General features: G+C 51.0%; 12 protein-coding genes and 1 riboswitch. Of the genes, 5 read left to right on the plus strand and 7 right to left on the minus strand.

Annotated elements, in window-relative coordinates; translation table 11 throughout:
- The first annotated feature begins 12 nt into the window (after positions 1–12).
- The 4 genes from EJN92_RS14815 (at position 13) to EJN92_RS14830 (ending at position 4,822) form a co-directional block, all read left to right on the plus strand.
- Entirely contained in the window at positions 13–1,227 is a 1,215-nt protein-coding gene (locus tag EJN92_RS14815; protein ID WP_194074940.1) for a THUMP domain-containing class I SAM-dependent RNA methyltransferase, read from the plus strand.
- 206 nt (positions 1,228–1,433) lie between these two features.
- Positions 1,434–2,669: a multidrug effflux MFS transporter gene (locus EJN92_RS14820; protein WP_126128533.1), complete on the plus strand. Its 1,236-nt coding sequence runs from the start codon at positions 1,434–1,436 to the stop codon at positions 2,667–2,669.
- A 361-nt stretch (positions 2,670–3,030) separates the two neighbouring features.
- Positions 3,031–4,122 (plus strand): porin, encoded by a 1,092-nt coding sequence (locus EJN92_RS14825; protein WP_126128534.1) that lies wholly within the window; start codon positions 3,031–3,033, stop codon positions 4,120–4,122.
- 193 nt (positions 4,123–4,315) lie between these two features.
- The gene (locus EJN92_RS14830; RefSeq protein ID WP_126128535.1) at positions 4,316–4,822 is read left to right on the plus strand and encodes a DUF3016 domain-containing protein; all 507 of its coding nucleotides are present in this window, start codon (positions 4,316–4,318) and stop codon (positions 4,820–4,822) included.
- A gap of 115 nt (positions 4,823–4,937) precedes the next feature.
- Here EJN92_RS14830 and EJN92_RS14835 read toward each other — a convergent pair whose 3' ends face one another.
- Entirely contained in the window at positions 4,938–5,552 is a 615-nt protein-coding gene (locus tag EJN92_RS14835) for a chalcone isomerase family protein (RefSeq protein WP_126128536.1), read from the minus strand.
- Positions 5,553–5,589: 37 nt separating this feature from the next.
- Positions 5,590–6,612: a SphA family protein gene (locus EJN92_RS14840; RefSeq protein ID WP_126128537.1), complete on the minus strand. Its 1,023-nt coding sequence runs from the start codon at positions 6,610–6,612 to the stop codon at positions 5,590–5,592.
- Positions 6,613–7,138: 526 nt separating this feature from the next.
- On the opposite strand from EJN92_RS14840, the gene EJN92_RS14845 reads away from it, so the two are divergent.
- Entirely contained in the window at positions 7,139–9,484 is a 2,346-nt protein-coding gene (locus EJN92_RS14845; RefSeq protein WP_126128538.1) for a PAS domain-containing sensor histidine kinase, read from the plus strand.
- A gap of 67 nt (positions 9,485–9,551) precedes the next feature.
- Here the strand turns inward: EJN92_RS14845 and EJN92_RS14850 are convergent, their stop codons facing one another.
- From EJN92_RS14850 to EJN92_RS14870, 5 genes are all read right to left on the minus strand, one after another.
- Complete coding sequence (locus tag EJN92_RS14850; protein ID WP_126128539.1) at positions 9,552–10,187, minus strand: Rossmann-fold NAD(P)-binding domain-containing protein; 636 nt, start codon at positions 10,185–10,187, stop codon at positions 9,552–9,554.
- A gap of 180 nt (positions 10,188–10,367) precedes the next feature.
- Positions 10,368–11,294, minus strand: coding sequence for a 3-hydroxyisobutyrate dehydrogenase (gene mmsB / locus EJN92_RS14855; protein ID WP_126128540.1), 927 nt, complete (start codon positions 11,292–11,294; stop codon positions 10,368–10,370).
- A gap of 297 nt (positions 11,295–11,591) precedes the next feature.
- Positions 11,592–12,791, minus strand: a complete 1,200-nt coding sequence (locus EJN92_RS14860) for an enoyl-CoA hydratase/isomerase family protein (RefSeq protein ID WP_126128541.1) — start codon at positions 12,789–12,791, stop codon at positions 11,592–11,594.
- A 40-nt stretch (positions 12,792–12,831) separates the two neighbouring features.
- Entirely contained in the window at positions 12,832–14,007 is a 1,176-nt protein-coding gene (locus tag EJN92_RS14865) for an acyl-CoA dehydrogenase family protein (protein WP_126128542.1), read from the minus strand.
- A gap of 8 nt (positions 14,008–14,015) precedes the next feature.
- Positions 14,016–15,527, minus strand: coding sequence for a CoA-acylating methylmalonate-semialdehyde dehydrogenase (locus EJN92_RS14870; RefSeq protein WP_126128543.1), 1,512 nt, complete (start codon positions 15,525–15,527; stop codon positions 14,016–14,018).
- A 187-nt stretch (positions 15,528–15,714) separates the two neighbouring features.
- A riboswitch (cobalamin riboswitch) is annotated at positions 15,715–15,933 on the minus strand.
- Positions 15,934–16,184: the final 251 nt, after the last annotated feature.

Consider the following 16,184-nt stretch of genomic DNA (forward strand, 5'->3'; position numbering starts at 1 on the left):
AAAGGTTCACCCATGAAAACACGTTATTCCTATTTTTGCCCTTGCCCACGCGGCCTGGAAGCGGCATTGGCCGAAGAGCTCAATGAAATCGGCCAGATCAACAAGACCCTGCACGTGCATACGCAAGTGCCGGGCGGTGTGCATTGTTCCGGCGAGTTATCTGACGCCTATCGCATTAATCTGTATTCCCGTATCGCCTCGCGTTGTCTGCTGCGCATGGCGCATTCAGGCTACATCAACGAGAATGATATTTATGACCTGACACTGGAGCAGCCATGGGAAGACTGGTTCGGCTATCACCACACGATACGCGTCGATGTCACCGGGATTAAATGCCCGCTCAAGAGTCTCGAATTTGCGACCTTGAAAATCAAAGATGCGATCTGTGATCGCTTCCGCGATCAATTTACCCAGCGTCCATCGGTTGATACCAAAATGCCGGATATGCGTATTGTCGGTTTTCTGGATGCGCGTAATTTTACGGTGTATCTGGATACTTCTGGCGAGGCGCTGTTCAAGCGTGGCTGGCGTTTGGAAACTGGCGACGCCCCGCTGCGCGAGAATCTGGCGGCTGGATTGTTGCGTACTGCTGGCTGGAAGCCTGGCATCCCTTTGCTCGATCCTATGTGCGGTTCCGGCACCATCCTGATCGAGGCGGCGCAAATGCTGGCAGGCATACCTCCAGGCTTGCATAGAGAGTTCGCGTTCGAAAAATTTGGTAGTTTTGACCAGGAAGAGTGGCAAGCGATTAAAGATCAGGTCAAGCTGACGCATATTCCAGAAGTGCCTAGTATTTTCGGAAGTGATATTTCCGGCGATGCCATCGTCATGACACGGAATAATTTGAACAAGGCCGGCATTAAATTTGAAGTGCCACTCAAACAAATCGAGGCGCAAGAGATCAAGGCTCCGACCGACGCGCCGGGAATCTTGCTGACCAATCCTCCTTACGGCGAACGTATCGGTGTGCGTGGTGATGGCAGTCTGGAACCGGATGACTTGGCGCGTGATTTTTTCAGCTCTTTTAGCACGACCTTGAAGCAGCGTTTTACTGGCTGGAGCGTGTTCTTGTTTACCGCCGATTTGGGTTTGCCTAAATTTTTGCGTTTAAAAGAATCGCGTAAAACGCCATTTTTCAACGGTGCGCTGGAATGCCGTTTGTTCCGTTTCGATATGGTGGCAGGTTTTAATCGTCGCGAAGAAGCGAAGCCTAAGTCCGACGCTTAATTACGCCGCCTAGTTGCTAAGGCTGGTCTGGAAAAAGTGCCTAGCGCCCAGGCTAGGCTTTTTTTATAGACCCCGCCAAGACGCAATCTGCATGCGGGCTGCAGGCCAGACCGGCTCAAGACCCGCATGCCTATTGCGCGGCGGGCCATGTCTCGCTTTAAAATTACATGCCTGCGGCCGCAGGTATTCATCCCACGATAGCCTACATGCAAACACGTCCTCATTACGGTAACTTCGCTCTAGCCAGCTTACTGGCGGCCTTGGCCATGCTGGGGCCGTTTTCTATCGACACCTATTTACCGGCCTTTCCGGCGATACAGAGCAGTCTGCAGGCCAGCTCTATCGAGGTACAGCAAACCCTGACAGCCTATCTTTTATCCTTTTCGGTCATGGCGCTGTGGCATGGTGCTTTGTCGGATGCGTTTGGGCGGCGTAACGTGGTGTTGGTGTCCTTAGTTATTTTCGCGGTGGCCTCGTTTGGCTGCGCCTCGGCGCATAGCGTGCACTATCTGTGGGGCTTTCGCATACTGCAAGGCGTGTCCGCCGGTGCTGGCATGGTGATAGGACGCGCCATCATCCGTGATCTGTATGCCGGTGCGCCAGCCGAGCGGCTGTTATCGATGGTGACCATGATCTTCTCGATCGCGCCCGCGATCGCTCCGATTATCGGTGGCTGGATCGTCAGTTTCAGTAATTGGCGCAGTATTTTCTTATTATTGTTTGTCTACACCCTGTTATTGCTATGGGCTTGTTATAAATATTTACCAGAATCTTTGCCACCAGAAAAACGCCAGCCCTTTAGTGCCGAATTCTTGTGGCTCAACTATAAGGGCGTTTTTAAGTCACCCCTGTTTTATTTGAAGGCTGGAACGGTTGCCTGCAATTTTGCCGGGCTGTTTTTGTATGTATCGGCAGCGCCCGCCTTCATTACTCAACATCTGAAATTGGGTGCCGATCAATTCGGCTGGCAATTTGTACCTTCGGTAGCCGGTATTTTTCTCGGGGCGCTGGCGGCTAATCGACTCGCTGGCAAAGTCTCGGCCGCCTTGCAACTGGCGGTTGGCTTTGCTTTTCTAGTCGGTGCGGCCATCTGCAATGTGGTTTTTCACGCGATTTGGCCGCCTATGTTGCCTTGGTCGGTGTTGCCTCTGTTTTTTTATAGCTTCGGCATGTCTCTGGTGGCACCGCCAGTCACGATTAGAGTTCTCGATCTATTCCCCCACATCCGTGGGATTGTCGCCTCTTGTCAGTCATCCATGCTGACACTATTAGGCGCGGTAGTGGCCGGCTTGGTTGCGCCAGCACTCGATCATTCCGCCTTCTTGTTGGCCTGTGGGCAACTGCTGTTTGCGCTGTTAGGGATGTCGCTTTGGTATGCGGGGCGTGAATACCGACGTAAGGAGCTTGCGCAGGCTCAAGTTGTCGCAGAAATGCCACGCTAAAATATATCTTATCAAGAGGGCTTGAATTCGTTTTAAATAGCCTTACTTCATTGGTGCTATGCAGCATTGGCTTTTTTTAGTTATAATGCGAACTAATTTGTTAATGTGGTATCTAACAAATCTCGTAGTCTGGTGTCGCAAGATGTCGTTAGCAGCAATGTGGATGGCATACGACATAGGCGAGAATGTTGGTGGCAGTGCTTAGGGAATTCATCAAATTGTCATTTTCCGCAGGTATAGTGTTTATTGTCATTGGATAGCAATACAAGTTCAAGGCTTTAAATTAGACCTGCAAACCTGTTTCTGTTGTGTATTTGTTGTGTTGCAACAGAAAATTATTTTTATATTTTGGATAAAAGCTATGAAAAAATCATTACTCGCGCTCGCTCTGATGGGTGCTTTCTCCGGTGCCGCTTTGGCTCAATCTTCTGTGACTGTCTACGGTGTTGTAGACATGGGCGTGGTACGTGACGACAATGGCACAGCTACTAAGTACTCTTTGGACAGCGGTGTTCAATCAGGCTCCCGTTTGGGCTTCAAAGGTACTGAAGATCTGGGCAATGGCTTGAAAGCTAATTTCGTATTAGAAATGGGTGTAGGCGTTGATACTGGTGCTTCTGAAAAAGGTACTGATTTTGACAAGGCTCAAGGTAAATACGTAAGCAACTCTTCAGCTACATTTGGCCGTCAAGCTTTCGTAGGTTTGTCTGGTGATTTCGGTGCGGTTAACTTCGGTCGTCAAAAATCTTTGACTTATGTTGCTTCTGAGTCTATCGATCCTTTCGGCGCTGGTTTGGCTGGCGACATGAGCCGTTTGTTCTCGACAACAAATCGTTTCAGCAATGCAGCTGTGTACTCTACTCCTAAAATGAGTGGTTTCTCTGCTTCTGCTTTGTATGTTTTCGGCGAAGAAGCTGGTAACAATTCGGCTAAAAGTGTAGGTTCTTTGTCTGGTACTTACAGCGATGGTCCTGTTTTTGCTAGCATCGTTTACGAAAAAGCAAAAGATGGTCAAGATCCAGCAGCTACTATTGCTAACACTGGCGAAAAAACTTTGATCGGTGGTACTTATGACTTCGGTATGGCTAAAGCGCACGCTGCCTACGAATTGCTCAAAGGTGGTAACGGTACTACAGTTGCTTTGACTAAGAAAAACGTATGGATGATTGGTGCAACAGTACCAGTTGGTGCTGGCTCTATCATCGCTGATTACAGCCGTATCACTGATACAGTGAAATCTAACGCAAATGCAACTCAGTTTGCTTTGGGTTACACATACAGCTTGTCCAAGCGTACTAACCTGTACACTTCTTACTCACAAACTAAGAACGATACAGCAGCGAACTACAACGTTCTTGCAAATATAAAAGATCCAGTTACTGGCAAAGTTACTACTAGCTATAGCGGTAATTCAGACAAATTGTTCAACGTCGGTATCCGTCACGCTTTCTAATCAACTGCAGGCGTAAGCTTGCATTGATTTGATATAAAAAAAGGAGGGCTTTTTAGCCCTCCTTTTTTATTTTCTAAAATTTTTTTTTGTAGTGGAACTCTGCTTTGCTTGTGGACTCGAACAAGAGAGTATCTAATCTCAGGTGTGTGAACTGGGCATTGATATTTATTTTTGTCCCTAAAGGAGAGTTAGCATGAAACATTTCTTCATTGCTTTAATCGTCGCCACTACTTTTCCAACTGCCGTGTTTGCTGGCGTATCTAAAGTAAGCTGGCAAGCGCCCGATAAATTTACGGATATTCGGCCCGGCAATGAAAATCGAGATGCTTTTCAAAAGCGCTTGATGAGTGATTTTGAAGCCATGTTTGCCGACCTGGCAAAAAAGCTTCCAGATGATAACCAGTTAGAAGTCAATATCACCGATATCGATCTGGCTGGGGATGTGAACGCTGGCTACAGTATGGCGAGCCGCGATATCCGTATCGTGAAAGACCTGTATAGCCCGAGTATGCGTTTTACTTATACCTTGAAAAATCAAAAAGGCGATTTGCTCGCCTCGGGTACTGAGCAACTCAGAGATATGGGTTTTATGGCTAAAACCAAATCCTTAGTCAGCAACTCTGGCTTTCCGTATGAGGAGAGAATGTTGCGTGACTGGTTTGATGCGCAGCAGAAAAAGAAAATTTTCCCGACTCGCTAGCAGTTTGAAAGCAGAACTGCCTCAAGCGAGAGTAAACTGACTCTCAAAAAATACCGTAAATGATGCGATTAAACATGATTTACGGCATTTACAGATGATTCATAGACTGCGTAATTTAGTCTTTTTCGCCTAGCAATTGCCGCTTTAACTTTGGTGAAGCGCTATTGTCGCCTACCCAAATACGCATGATCGCCTGCATGGTTAAATCGTCTTTGAGGGGTTCGCCAATATGCTTGCCATTCGAGTAAAAAGAAGTGCCCTTGCTCTTATTCCATTCTATCGACATCACATCACCGACTTTCCAGTCGCCTACTGTGGCAAAGCCTTGACCCAGAGCCATTAACTGACTGAGTAATTGTATGCGCTCATCCTTGCTGGTGCTGGTACGCATGTCGGCCAGAAAGCGGCGGCTCATTAATTCACTTTCCACCGCTTTGATCATCACCAGTTTGAGACGGATAGGGCCGGGCGAGGCTAATAACTCGGCCTGGGTCGTCTTTTGTTTGGGCAGGTAATAGCCAATCGCAAAAATATTAACGCGGTTGATAACATGCACACCAGCGCCATTGAGTATCAGATTCTGGCCATCAACAACATACGATTCCTCCATATTGACACCATTGACATCCCTAGCGTGCGAGCTTGAAACCGCTGCGGCCATTAAGCATGTCGCTAATGCTACTGAGCTAGCTAGCTTTAGCGTGGTTTTTACAAGATTTTTTGTTCTCATGTCTCGCCCTCTAGGCAGGTGAAGTAATTTTATTTTTTTAAAACAGACGGCTAACCGTAACCAAGGCCATGTCGCCTTCTGGTCGGGCTTTCGCAGAAAATTCGCGGAAATATTTGACTTCAAGCTGTGTCTTTAAATCATCCGACAGATAACTCATCACTGGTCCCAATGATGTTACCCGAGCGCGGTTGCCATTCAGAATAGGCACGGCGCTGCTGCCGCTAGGATCTTTGTCATCGGTGGTTTGATTTATGTAGTAGCCCTGCAGGCCAGCTTTAATATTATTTGAAAACTGGTAAGTGCCTACGTATTCAAACTGCAAATACTGACCTGATTTGTAGTTGGTCGTGCGGTTGGCAGAGCTGATGTTGTAGCCCAGTGCGCCGGCAAAATCGAAGCCCGACTCAGTTGACCAGGCTGCTGATATCAAAGGGCGATAGGAGTAAGAATTCATGCCTAAATTAACTTGGCTATCTTTATTAAACGAACCAGTCGGCAAGTCTACATTCATCGCTGCAACGATAGACAGGCTCTCGTATTTCCAGCCTATGAATGCGGTGGCTTCTATATCGCCCAAACCACGCTCATTGCCGCTGGCGGCATGGGATGCGCCTTGAGCGATTTTTTGTTGCAAACCAGGGACAGGTAGTGGCGTTGTGACATTGACGACGACCTCGCGGCTTTTATCTAGCAGCGGAACCGCGATATAGGCACCAATACGGCCACCAAGAATCGGGTCTGGGCTGACGTAGACCAGTTTTGGGACGACGGCGTCAACTTTAATCTTGGCATTGACTGTGCCTCTAATTGTCACTGGAATGCCAGGAACTGTTTTGGCGAAGGAGACATCATCACCATTGCCATCTTTAGCGACGCTGGCTCTATAGCTAGGTAGCAAAACTTGGCCGTACAGGCCAGAGACCGGCAGGATTGCTGAGTCCAGACCCCAGATACCCAAAGGTACTGCGACTTCGCTGTTTTCTGCCGCGCTGACCAATTGGCTGCTGCCTAGTAAGCTGGTGGCGCTGGCGATGAGTAATAATGATTTACGTACTTGCATGATTTTTCTTTCCAAAAGTTGCGTATGAGTTCGAATAGTAAATTGCTTACATTTTTATTTTATCTAGGAAGGAAAATAGTCGTGAAGCTTAAACGACGCTAATGTTAGCCCTCTCATGGAGTCCTTCACCAACAAGTGGATACGATCACGTGTAAGTAGATGTAAAAAATTTCAAACTGGATAGTATCAACAGGCTATTGTCAAGAATAAAGATTTATTAGAGGTAATACTCAGAAGAGACAGTTCTCTAAATAAGAAGACAAGAGACTTTGCTTTTTAAGTAGACTTCACTTTATTAATAATGCACTTTTAAACACTCTTACAAGAATTTAATACATTATCACTAGTGTCTTAGGACTAGGATCTGGGCAATGGATTTATGCTTTTTGCTATATGAGTAATATAGGATATTTGTCTAGCTTTGCAGCATTCTTTTATATCTGACATAGTTTTATGACTGCATAATGTCGTATTTGATGCGGATGTTTGTCCGCAGAGCTAATTTGTGTGACTAGGATATAAAGCTGTGAGTGCTGGAAACAAAATTGATCAAACTGCGAGGCTTGCTAAGACTGTATCTTTAGAAACTCCAGATACGCTGCTGAAATACGATGCCATCATGGATGGTGCTCCTATGGGCATTTTGTTCACGCAGGATGGCATTATGCTGCAGGCAAATGCTAGTTTCCTGGAGATCATGGGCTATCAAAGCGAGCAATTGCTAGGCAAACCAGCCAGTCTCTTGTTCTTCTCTATTCCTGAAAATTATCTGGAAATTGGCCGAATTGCGGGGCCAGCGCTGACAGCGGGCAAGGCGTTTCGGGCCGATATACAAGCTAGTCGGCAAGATGCCAGTCTGTTTTGGGCGCGCTTTTCTGCTAAGGCCGTCAATCGCAATAATAAGCAAGACGGCACACTGTGGTTTGTTGAGGATGTCACGCTTGAACATCTGCATGAGCAACAACTGCGCCAAACCTTAGAAGAGCAGCGCGCCATCTTTGACAGCGCGGCAGTCGGCATTTTGTACTCGCATCAGCGCACAGTGGCACGTTGTAACGAGCGTATGGCCAGCATGTTTGGCTATAGCGCCGAAGAATTATTAGGCCGTTCGACGCGCCTGTTGTTTCGCGATGAGGCGCACTTTGGCGAGCTAAGTCGACAGGTTTATCCGGCTCTTAAGACCCATGGGTCTTTTAGCACCGAGTTACAGATGCCGCACCGCGATGGGCATCTGATTTGGGTGCATGCGACCGGTAGCCAGGTGCAAGGTTCTACCCTGGTGGGTGATGAAGTGATCTGGATCTTCACGGATATCAGCGCCCGCAAAGCGGCTGAGGAAGAAAATCGCCTAACTCTGTTGGAGCTGGAGGCGGTTTTTGCCAATGCTGCGGTAGGATTTATTTATACCCGCGAACATAAAATACAGCGTTGCAACGATCGTTCTGCCGAGATCTTCGGCTATGCCGCAGCAAGCCTGGTGGGCTTGCCTACCATCTCGGTTTTCCCTAGTGAACTAGCCTATCAGGAGTTTCGGGTAAAGGCGGCCAGAGTGATGGATGGCGGACGCTCGTATGAGACCGAAGTTCAGTGCAAACGTAAAGACGGCAGTTTAGGCTGGTGTCATTTACACGGTAAGGCACTCAATCCGGCGGATATTAGTCAAGGCAGTATCTGGATCGTGGTCGATACCGAAGTGACCAGGCGCACCCGTGAGCAACTAGCCGAATCCATGCGCGAGCTGGAGGCGCTGGTAGAAAATGCCTCCATCGGTATTTTGTTTACCAAAGATAGAAAAATCACCCGTTACAATCCGCGTTTCGGCGAAATGTTCGGTTACCCGGATGGGCAAGCTATCGGCTCTCCAGCCTCGATTTTTTTTAGTTCGCAGGACGAATACGAGGCCTTTGGTCAGATGGCCTTTCCCTTATTATCCACCGGACTGTCTCTGCAAACCGAGTTGTATACCCAGCATAGCAACGGCCAAAAACGATTGTGGGTGAAGTTGATCGCCTATCTGGCTGATCCTAAAGACCTGAGTAAGGGCACGATTTGGCTGGTGGAAGACCGTACTGGCTTTAAAGCATCAGAGGCGGCTTTGCAAAAAGCCCAGGCTGATCTGCTACAGGCCGAGAAACAAGTGGCGCTCGGTTCTTTGGTGGTCGGTGTGGCGCATGAACTCAATACGCCGATAGGCAACGCCTTGATGGCTGCATCTACCTTGAGCGAGCTTTGCCAGGATGTCAGTGCCAGCATTGCCCGTGGTGATTTGCGGCGCTCGCAACTTGATAGTTATATGCTTGATGTCACTTCCCTGGCAGCCTTGATGACGCGCGCTTGCGAACGTGCCGCACAATTAGTGGCTAGCTTTAAACAGGTTGCGGTGGATAGGCGCCAGGCGCAGCGCGAGAGGTTTAATTTGCTGGACCTGTTACAAGATAGCGTACTGGCGCACAATCAAAAGCTAGTCCAGCCTGGCTGGCAGATTGAGTACCAGATCGCGGCCGATATTGTCTGCGATAGTTATCCCGAGCCTTTGAGTCAGATTGCCGTCGGTCTGGTTGAAAATGCCTTGACCCATGCCTTTGTCGGACGTAGTCATGGAAATCTACGAATTTCTGTCGAGCTGGTAGAGGGGCAAATAGCGCTCAGCTTTAGCGACGACGGCATAGGCATGGCGCCAGATATATTGGCAAGGGTGTTTGACCCGTTTTTTACCACACGCTTAGGCCAGGGCCGCTCTGGTCTAGGCTTGTCGATTTCGCGTAATTTAGCCACCGCGGTGTTGGGCGGCGATTTAACTGTCACTTCCGAATTGGGGCAGGGCACTTGCTTTACCGTGCATTTTCCTCAGATTGCTGCGCAGCAAATTTAGATAGACGCAGATTGAGCAATCGATATTCAGTGCCTGCTCAAGGCGCTATGTCACGACGCATGCCCTGCTAATGTAGCTGTTCCGATTCAATCACATGGATACCCGGCTTAGCGCTTAATCCCGCGCACAGCATTGCTTTGGCCAGTTTGGCGGTGCTAATCGGGCGCAGCCTTTTTGTCAGTAAAGGCCCTAGTAACTTGCAGAGCACAATCGCGATGCTTTCGCCTAAGCGCTGCTGGCGTCTTGGCCCGCCATCGAGCAAGGATGGGCGCACCAGGATGAGCGAGCTAAACTTCAGCGCAGCCAGATCGCGTTCAGTTTCGGCCTTGACGCGCAAATAAAATGAGCTGGCATCGAGCTTTGCCCCAGTTGATGAATTGAGTACAAAAACTGAGCTGCCGGCCTGATGTGCCAAGCGCGCGGCATCGAGGACATAATCATGGTCGACCCTATAAAAAGCCGCTTGCGAGCCGGCCAGACGCATGGTGGTGCCCAAGGCGCACAATACGACATCGGCACGCCACCAACTGGCGTCTAGCGGCAAGTGCTCGAAATCGACGATAGGATTACTTAGTTTGGGGTGCGCCGCTAAAGCTCGCCGGCTAGGGGCAATCACCTGACTGATGCGGGTATCGTCGAGTGCCAGAGTGAGTAATTGCTGACCTACCAAGCCCGTCGCTCCGAGGATGAGGATGCTAGTCATGTCGCCCTTTTTTGTGGCTGAAGAGACTGAGTTTATTCCATAAGCCGCGCACCACGCTAGGGTTTTCAACTAGCATGGCTTTCAGAACGATGACAGCGCTTGTTGCCCATGATGCCAGACTAGATCTAGCCGACTTGGATATTCCGCAGTACTCTTTTACTAGCTCAATCGCTTACCGGCTCATTTCGAGGTGTTTTGAAATAGCTTCAAAATACTGGAAAAATCCTCGGCGCCAGCGCCATTTTTGCTATGCATGGCATACAGATTGCGCGCCAATTCTCCTAGCGGTATCGTGGCTTGCGCGCTCAGTGCTGCTTCGGTCGCCAGACCTAAATCTTTGTACATCAGATCGACCCCAAAGCCACCGCTGTAACCACGCGCCGCAGGTACGTTTTCCATCACACCAGGGTAGGGATTGTATTGCTCTAGCGCCCAGTTGCGTCCCGAACTCTTACTCATGATGTCGGACAATACTTTGGGATCGAGCCCGTTGGCCACGCCCAGTGCCAAGGCTTCGGCGGTGCCTGCCATGAGTATGCCTAGCAGCATATTATTGCAAATTTTGGCGGTTTGACCAGCACCGTTGCCGCCGGCGTGGAAAATATTTTTCCCCATCGCAGCAAGCACTGGCCTGGCTCTTTCCAGATCGCGGGCGCTGCCACCTACGATAAACGTCAAGGTGCCAGCGGCCGCTCCTAAAGTGCCGCCCGAGACTGGCGCATCGAGCATGGCCAGGCCGCGCGCTTGCGCTGCCAGTGCGATTTTTTGTGAAGTGAGGGCGGCGATCGTGCTGCAGTCTATGATTAAGGCATGCGCGGCGATCTGACCCAGGATGCCGGGAACCTCTGTCGAGCTGCCCACGGCGCTTCCCAAATACAGTTGTTCTACGTGTCGGCTGGCGGGCAACATGCTGATGACGATGTCGGCCACTTGCACCGCAGCGGCGGCCGAGTCGGCGATACTGGCACCAGCTTCGCGCACCACTTGCAGCGCGCTGGCCGACAAATCGTAGACGCTAAGTTGGTGGCCGGCGCGCAGTAAATTGAGCGCCATCGGTGCGCCCATATTGCCCAGGCCTATGAAGGCGATTTTTGATGAGGATGACATAGCTACTCCCGAATATAAATTTTAAAAGTGGGCAGGCCGCTGGCGCATAGCCCATGCGGCCTAGCGGGCAGATAGGCTGGAAACCCGCATAGAATATGCCCCTCCAGCCTGCCTGCTGGGTGTTTTACGATATTTCGTAACTGCTCAGCCTGCTACTAAGATCATTAAAAACAAAACGAAAACCTCTCAAAGGAGGCACAGAGACACAGAGAAAAACGGAGAACCGCCTTGTTCTCCTCTGTGAATCTCTGTGTCTCTGTGCCTCTGTGCCTCTGTGTTGAGTGGTTTTGACTTTCTTCATAGCGGGCTGAACAGTGACGATATTTCCTGCGCAGCACCCAAATCACGCAGAGGATGGCTGTTGGCGTCCCATGGCGTGGCGAAGTAGCGCTGATCCAATTGGTCTTGATTGATCTCTGCCAAGCTGGAATGCTGCCAACGCGGCTGCTGATCTTTATCGATGATCAAGGCGCGTATGCCTTCGGCAAAATCGCCCGCGCTACTACAGGCCAGTGCAGCTACCAACTCTAGTCGAAACACTTCGGCCAGCGACAAATGGCTGCAACGCTGTAGTAAGCTATGCGCCAACCATGCCGATACAGGGCTGCCTTTTTTTAGACCAGCAATGGCTTTTTGCATCCATGCTTCCTCGCTGACATGCTGAGTAATCTGTTGTACCACTTGCGCTAAATCTGCACTGGCACAGAGTTGGTTGATCAGATCAAAATGGCGGCGTAGTGGACCGTGTTCATGCGAGCCACTAGCTTGCTCGGCCTGCAGCAAGAGCGCGCTGAGCAAGAGCTGATTGGCACTGGCATCCTCGCTCCAGCTTTGCGCCTGCATGCCCGCCAGTATTGCGGCCTTGCTGGCATGTGGCAATTGGTAGTCGGCCAGTTTGACGAACTTGGCGTCGCTGGCGTTGATGGCGGCACCGGTTAAACCCAAGAATAGACCTAGCTGGCCAGGCATGCGGTTTAAGAACCAGGAGCCGGCCACATCGGGGAACAGGCCTATGCTAATTTCGGGCATCGCCAGGCGCGATTTTTCCGTCACCACGCGGTGACTGGCACCGGCCATTAAGCCTATGCCGCCGCCCATCACAATGCCGTGGCCCCAGCACAGTAGCGGCTTGCGATAGGTATGGATCTGGTAATCGAGCCGGTATTCCTGTTCAAAAAATTTCAAGGCCTGAAGATTGCCGAGTAAGTCATTTTTTTGTGGTGTAGCGTGCTGCTCTAACATACTGGCATACAGTTTTTGCAAATCGCCACCGGCGCAAAAGGCCTTGTCACCGGCCGCTTGCAACACGACAGCTGCGATGTTGGGATTCTTATCCCAGAGCTGTAATTGCGTACTCAGTAGCTCTACCATTTCCATGGATAAGGCATTGAGCGTTTTCTCTACATTTAAAGTGGCGATAGCTATTTGTTTGCCATTGGCGGCGTCCAGGGTCTGGAATAAAACCACAGGGACGGCGCTATCTTCTGACTGCTGCATGCAGCTCTCCTAGAAAATCAAATTGAAAAAAATTGCATAGTCATAAAAATTCTTCGCTGACTGCATGCTTGAGCATGTGGCGCGCCACGATCACGCGCATGATTTCATTGCTGCCTTCCAGTATCTGATGTACCCGCACATCGCGCAAGTAGCGTTCTAAAGGATACTCGCGGATGTAGCCGTAACCGCCATGTATCTGCAGCGCCTCGTTGCAGACTTTAAAGCCGGTGTCGGTCGCCAGCCGTTTGGCCATGGCACAGTAGATTGAGGCATTTTCGGCTTGATTGTCTAACTTGGTGGCCGCCAGTCGCACCATCTGACGGGCCGCGACTAATTCGGTTTGCATGTCGGCCAGCTTAAATTGTAAGCCCTGAAAAGCCGCCAGTTGTTGGCCGAACTGACGCCGCTCACTCATATACGTTTGCGCGCTGTTTAAAGCCGATTGCGCCGCACCGATAGAGCAGGTCGCGATATTGATACGGCCACCATCCAGACCCCGCATCGCGAGTCGGAAACCCTGGCCTTCACGTCCGAGTAATTGGGATTGATGGATGCGCACATTATCAAAATGAATGCTGCGCGTGGGTTGGCTATTCCAGCCCATTTTTTCTTCTTTGCGACCGTAACTAATGCCGGGTGTATCGGCGGCAATCGCAAAAGCCGAGATACCATCGGCACCAGCGGCACCAGCGGCACCGGTGCGCGCCATCACTACCAAGACATCGGTGGCACCCGCGCCTGAGATGAAGGCCTTACTGCCATTGAGAATATAGTGCTCGCCATCACTGCTGCGGCTGGCGCTGGTGCTTAGCGCGGCCGCATCCGAGCCGGCGCCAGCCTCGGTCAGACAATACGAGGCGAGTTTTTCTCCGCTGGCCAGCGCTGGTAGCCAATCGGCTTGCAGCATGGGCGTGGCGCTGGCAGCGATCATTGCGGTCGCCATATTGTGGATACTGATGTAGGCGGCGGTAGAAGGGCAGGCGCGCGCTAATTCTTCCAAAATAATGGCGGCGTCGAGCCGGCTTAGCCCCATCCCGCCCAGTTCTTGCGCCACGTATAGACCGCAAAACCCGAGCTGGCCGGCATGCGCAATCAGCTCGCGCGGAAAGATCGCTTGTGCATCCCATTGTGCCGCCTGCGCATGCATCTCGTGCGCCGCAAACGTGCGCGCTGCTTGCTGATAGGCGCGCTGGTCTTGGTTGAGTTCAAAGTCCATGTGGCCGCCTATTTCAAAGAAATAGTCGTATTCACTTTTCCAGCCGCGAGCTCATCATCAAACCACCTGGACGTGATGGTTTTGGTCTGGGTGTAAAACTGTATGACTTGCTTGCCGTAAGGACCCAGATCGCCGAGCTTGGAGGCGCGTGAACCGGTGAAGGAAAACAGCGGCACCGGCACCGGGATAGGCACGTTGATACCGATCTGGCCGACATCGACTTGCTCCTGGAAAGTGCGCGCCGCCGCACCAGATTGAGTAAAAATCGCAGTGCCATTGCCGTGCGCATTGGCATTGATGATGGCGATGGCCTCAGCCAGATTGGCGGCATGCAGGATGCACAGTACCGGGCCGAATATCTCTTCCTGGTAAATCCGCATCTCGGTGCGCACATTGCTAAAGATGGTCGGCCCGACAAAATTGCCTTCTGGATAGCCAGCCACGCGCACATCGCGGCCATCGAGCAATAGGGTGGCACCCTGCTGTAGGCCGGAGTCTATGAGTTGTTCCACTCTGAGTTTGGCGGTGCAGGAAATGAGGGGGCCAATATCGGTATCTGCTTCGGCACCGGCGTTGACGCTCAAGGTTTTGGCTTTTTCGACTAAATCTCCTACCCAAGCTTGCGCCTCGCCCACCAGGATCACGACAGGCAAGGCCATGCAACGTTGACCGGCCGCGCCGAAGGCGGCGCCAGCCAGATTGTTTAGCGTTTGCTGCTTATTTGCATCGGCTAACACTACCGCATGGTTCTTCGCACCCATCATGCATTGCGCGCGCTTGCCTGCCAGTGTGGCGCGTTGATACACATGCGTGCCGACCTTAGTCGATCCTACAAAAGACACTGCCTTGATGACTGGATGATCGCAGATCGCATTGACGATTTCTTCACCGCCATGCACTACGTTCAAGACGCCTGCCGGTATCCCGGCTTGCATGGCCAGTTCGCACAAGCGCATGGTGACCATAGGATCTTGCTCAGACGGTTTTAAGATAAAGGTATTGCCGCAGGCGATCGCCATCGGGAACATCCACAAAGGGATCATGGCTGGGAAGTTAAACGGGGTGATGCCAGCGCACACGCCCAGCGGCTGATTCAGTGTATAGGTATCAACCCCAGCGGCCACGTTATTGGCCATCTCGCCCATTTGCAGATTGCCTATGCTGGCCGCGTGTTCGACTACTTCCAGACCGCGAAAAATATCACCTTCGGCGTCCGCCAGCGTTTTGCCTTGCTCGGCCGTGAGCAGCGCCGCCAACTCGCTCATATTTTCGCGTATTAATTGCTGGTATTTCAAAAAGATGCGGGCGCGCGTACCGATTGCGGTCTTGCTCCAGGCCGGGAAGGCCGCTTGCGCACTGGCCACCGCCGCCTGCATTTCGGCTGGCGTGGCAAACGGTACCCGTGCCAGGACTTTTTGGGTGGCGGGATTAATCACGCTACGCCATTGCTGACTTTGCGATTCTAGAAATTGGCCGTTGATGAGTAATTTAACGCTGGGGTTGTTCGCTACTGAGTTCATGCTTTACTCCTGAGACTATGCAGCACTGCGGCGAGACCTGGCCCGTCGCAGCTGCAATGAGGTTCTGAAAACGGCAAAAATTGCCGGCCACGGCTAGCTAAGTCTAGACTTAGGCAGCCCTCACGCACCTTCCGTACCTGAGCAGATTCCAGAAAAAGCCAGCACAAATCATCGATTTGAGTTGAGCATTCACGAAGATCAACAGGCCGGTATCCGGGCTGGTACATTCGCTTACATCGCCTTCCCAGTCAGTTTCGACCAGTGGCATTGATGATGCTTGCGCAGTACTTACCGTTGCGGAGGCAGCAGTGGCATGAGGTCAGTATTACTCTGAGCGACCCGCACCACTTTCCCGTTTAACAGCACGCAAGACCATGCGTGCTGCACCTGTTGTTTTTAGAATAGCATATTAATTGACGTTAACGTTAACGTCATTCGATGAAGAAAATTCATCTTTGTGGTTTTGCCGCTAGTGGCTCCCGTGTCTCTGACTCAAGCCCCAGGGACGCATTTTTTACAGTCCCCCCCGCCAACACACATATCCCATGCGGGCTAGCGGCCAGGCAGGGTGGAAAGCCGCATGGAATATGCGCGCTGGGCCTGCCTTGAATGAGATATTTTTAGTTGGGAGAAATATGTTTTAATAACATCTAAATT

Source organism: Undibacterium parvum (assembly GCF_003955735.1).
GTDB classification, from domain to species: domain Bacteria; phylum Pseudomonadota; class Gammaproteobacteria; order Burkholderiales; family Burkholderiaceae_D; genus Undibacterium; species Undibacterium parvum.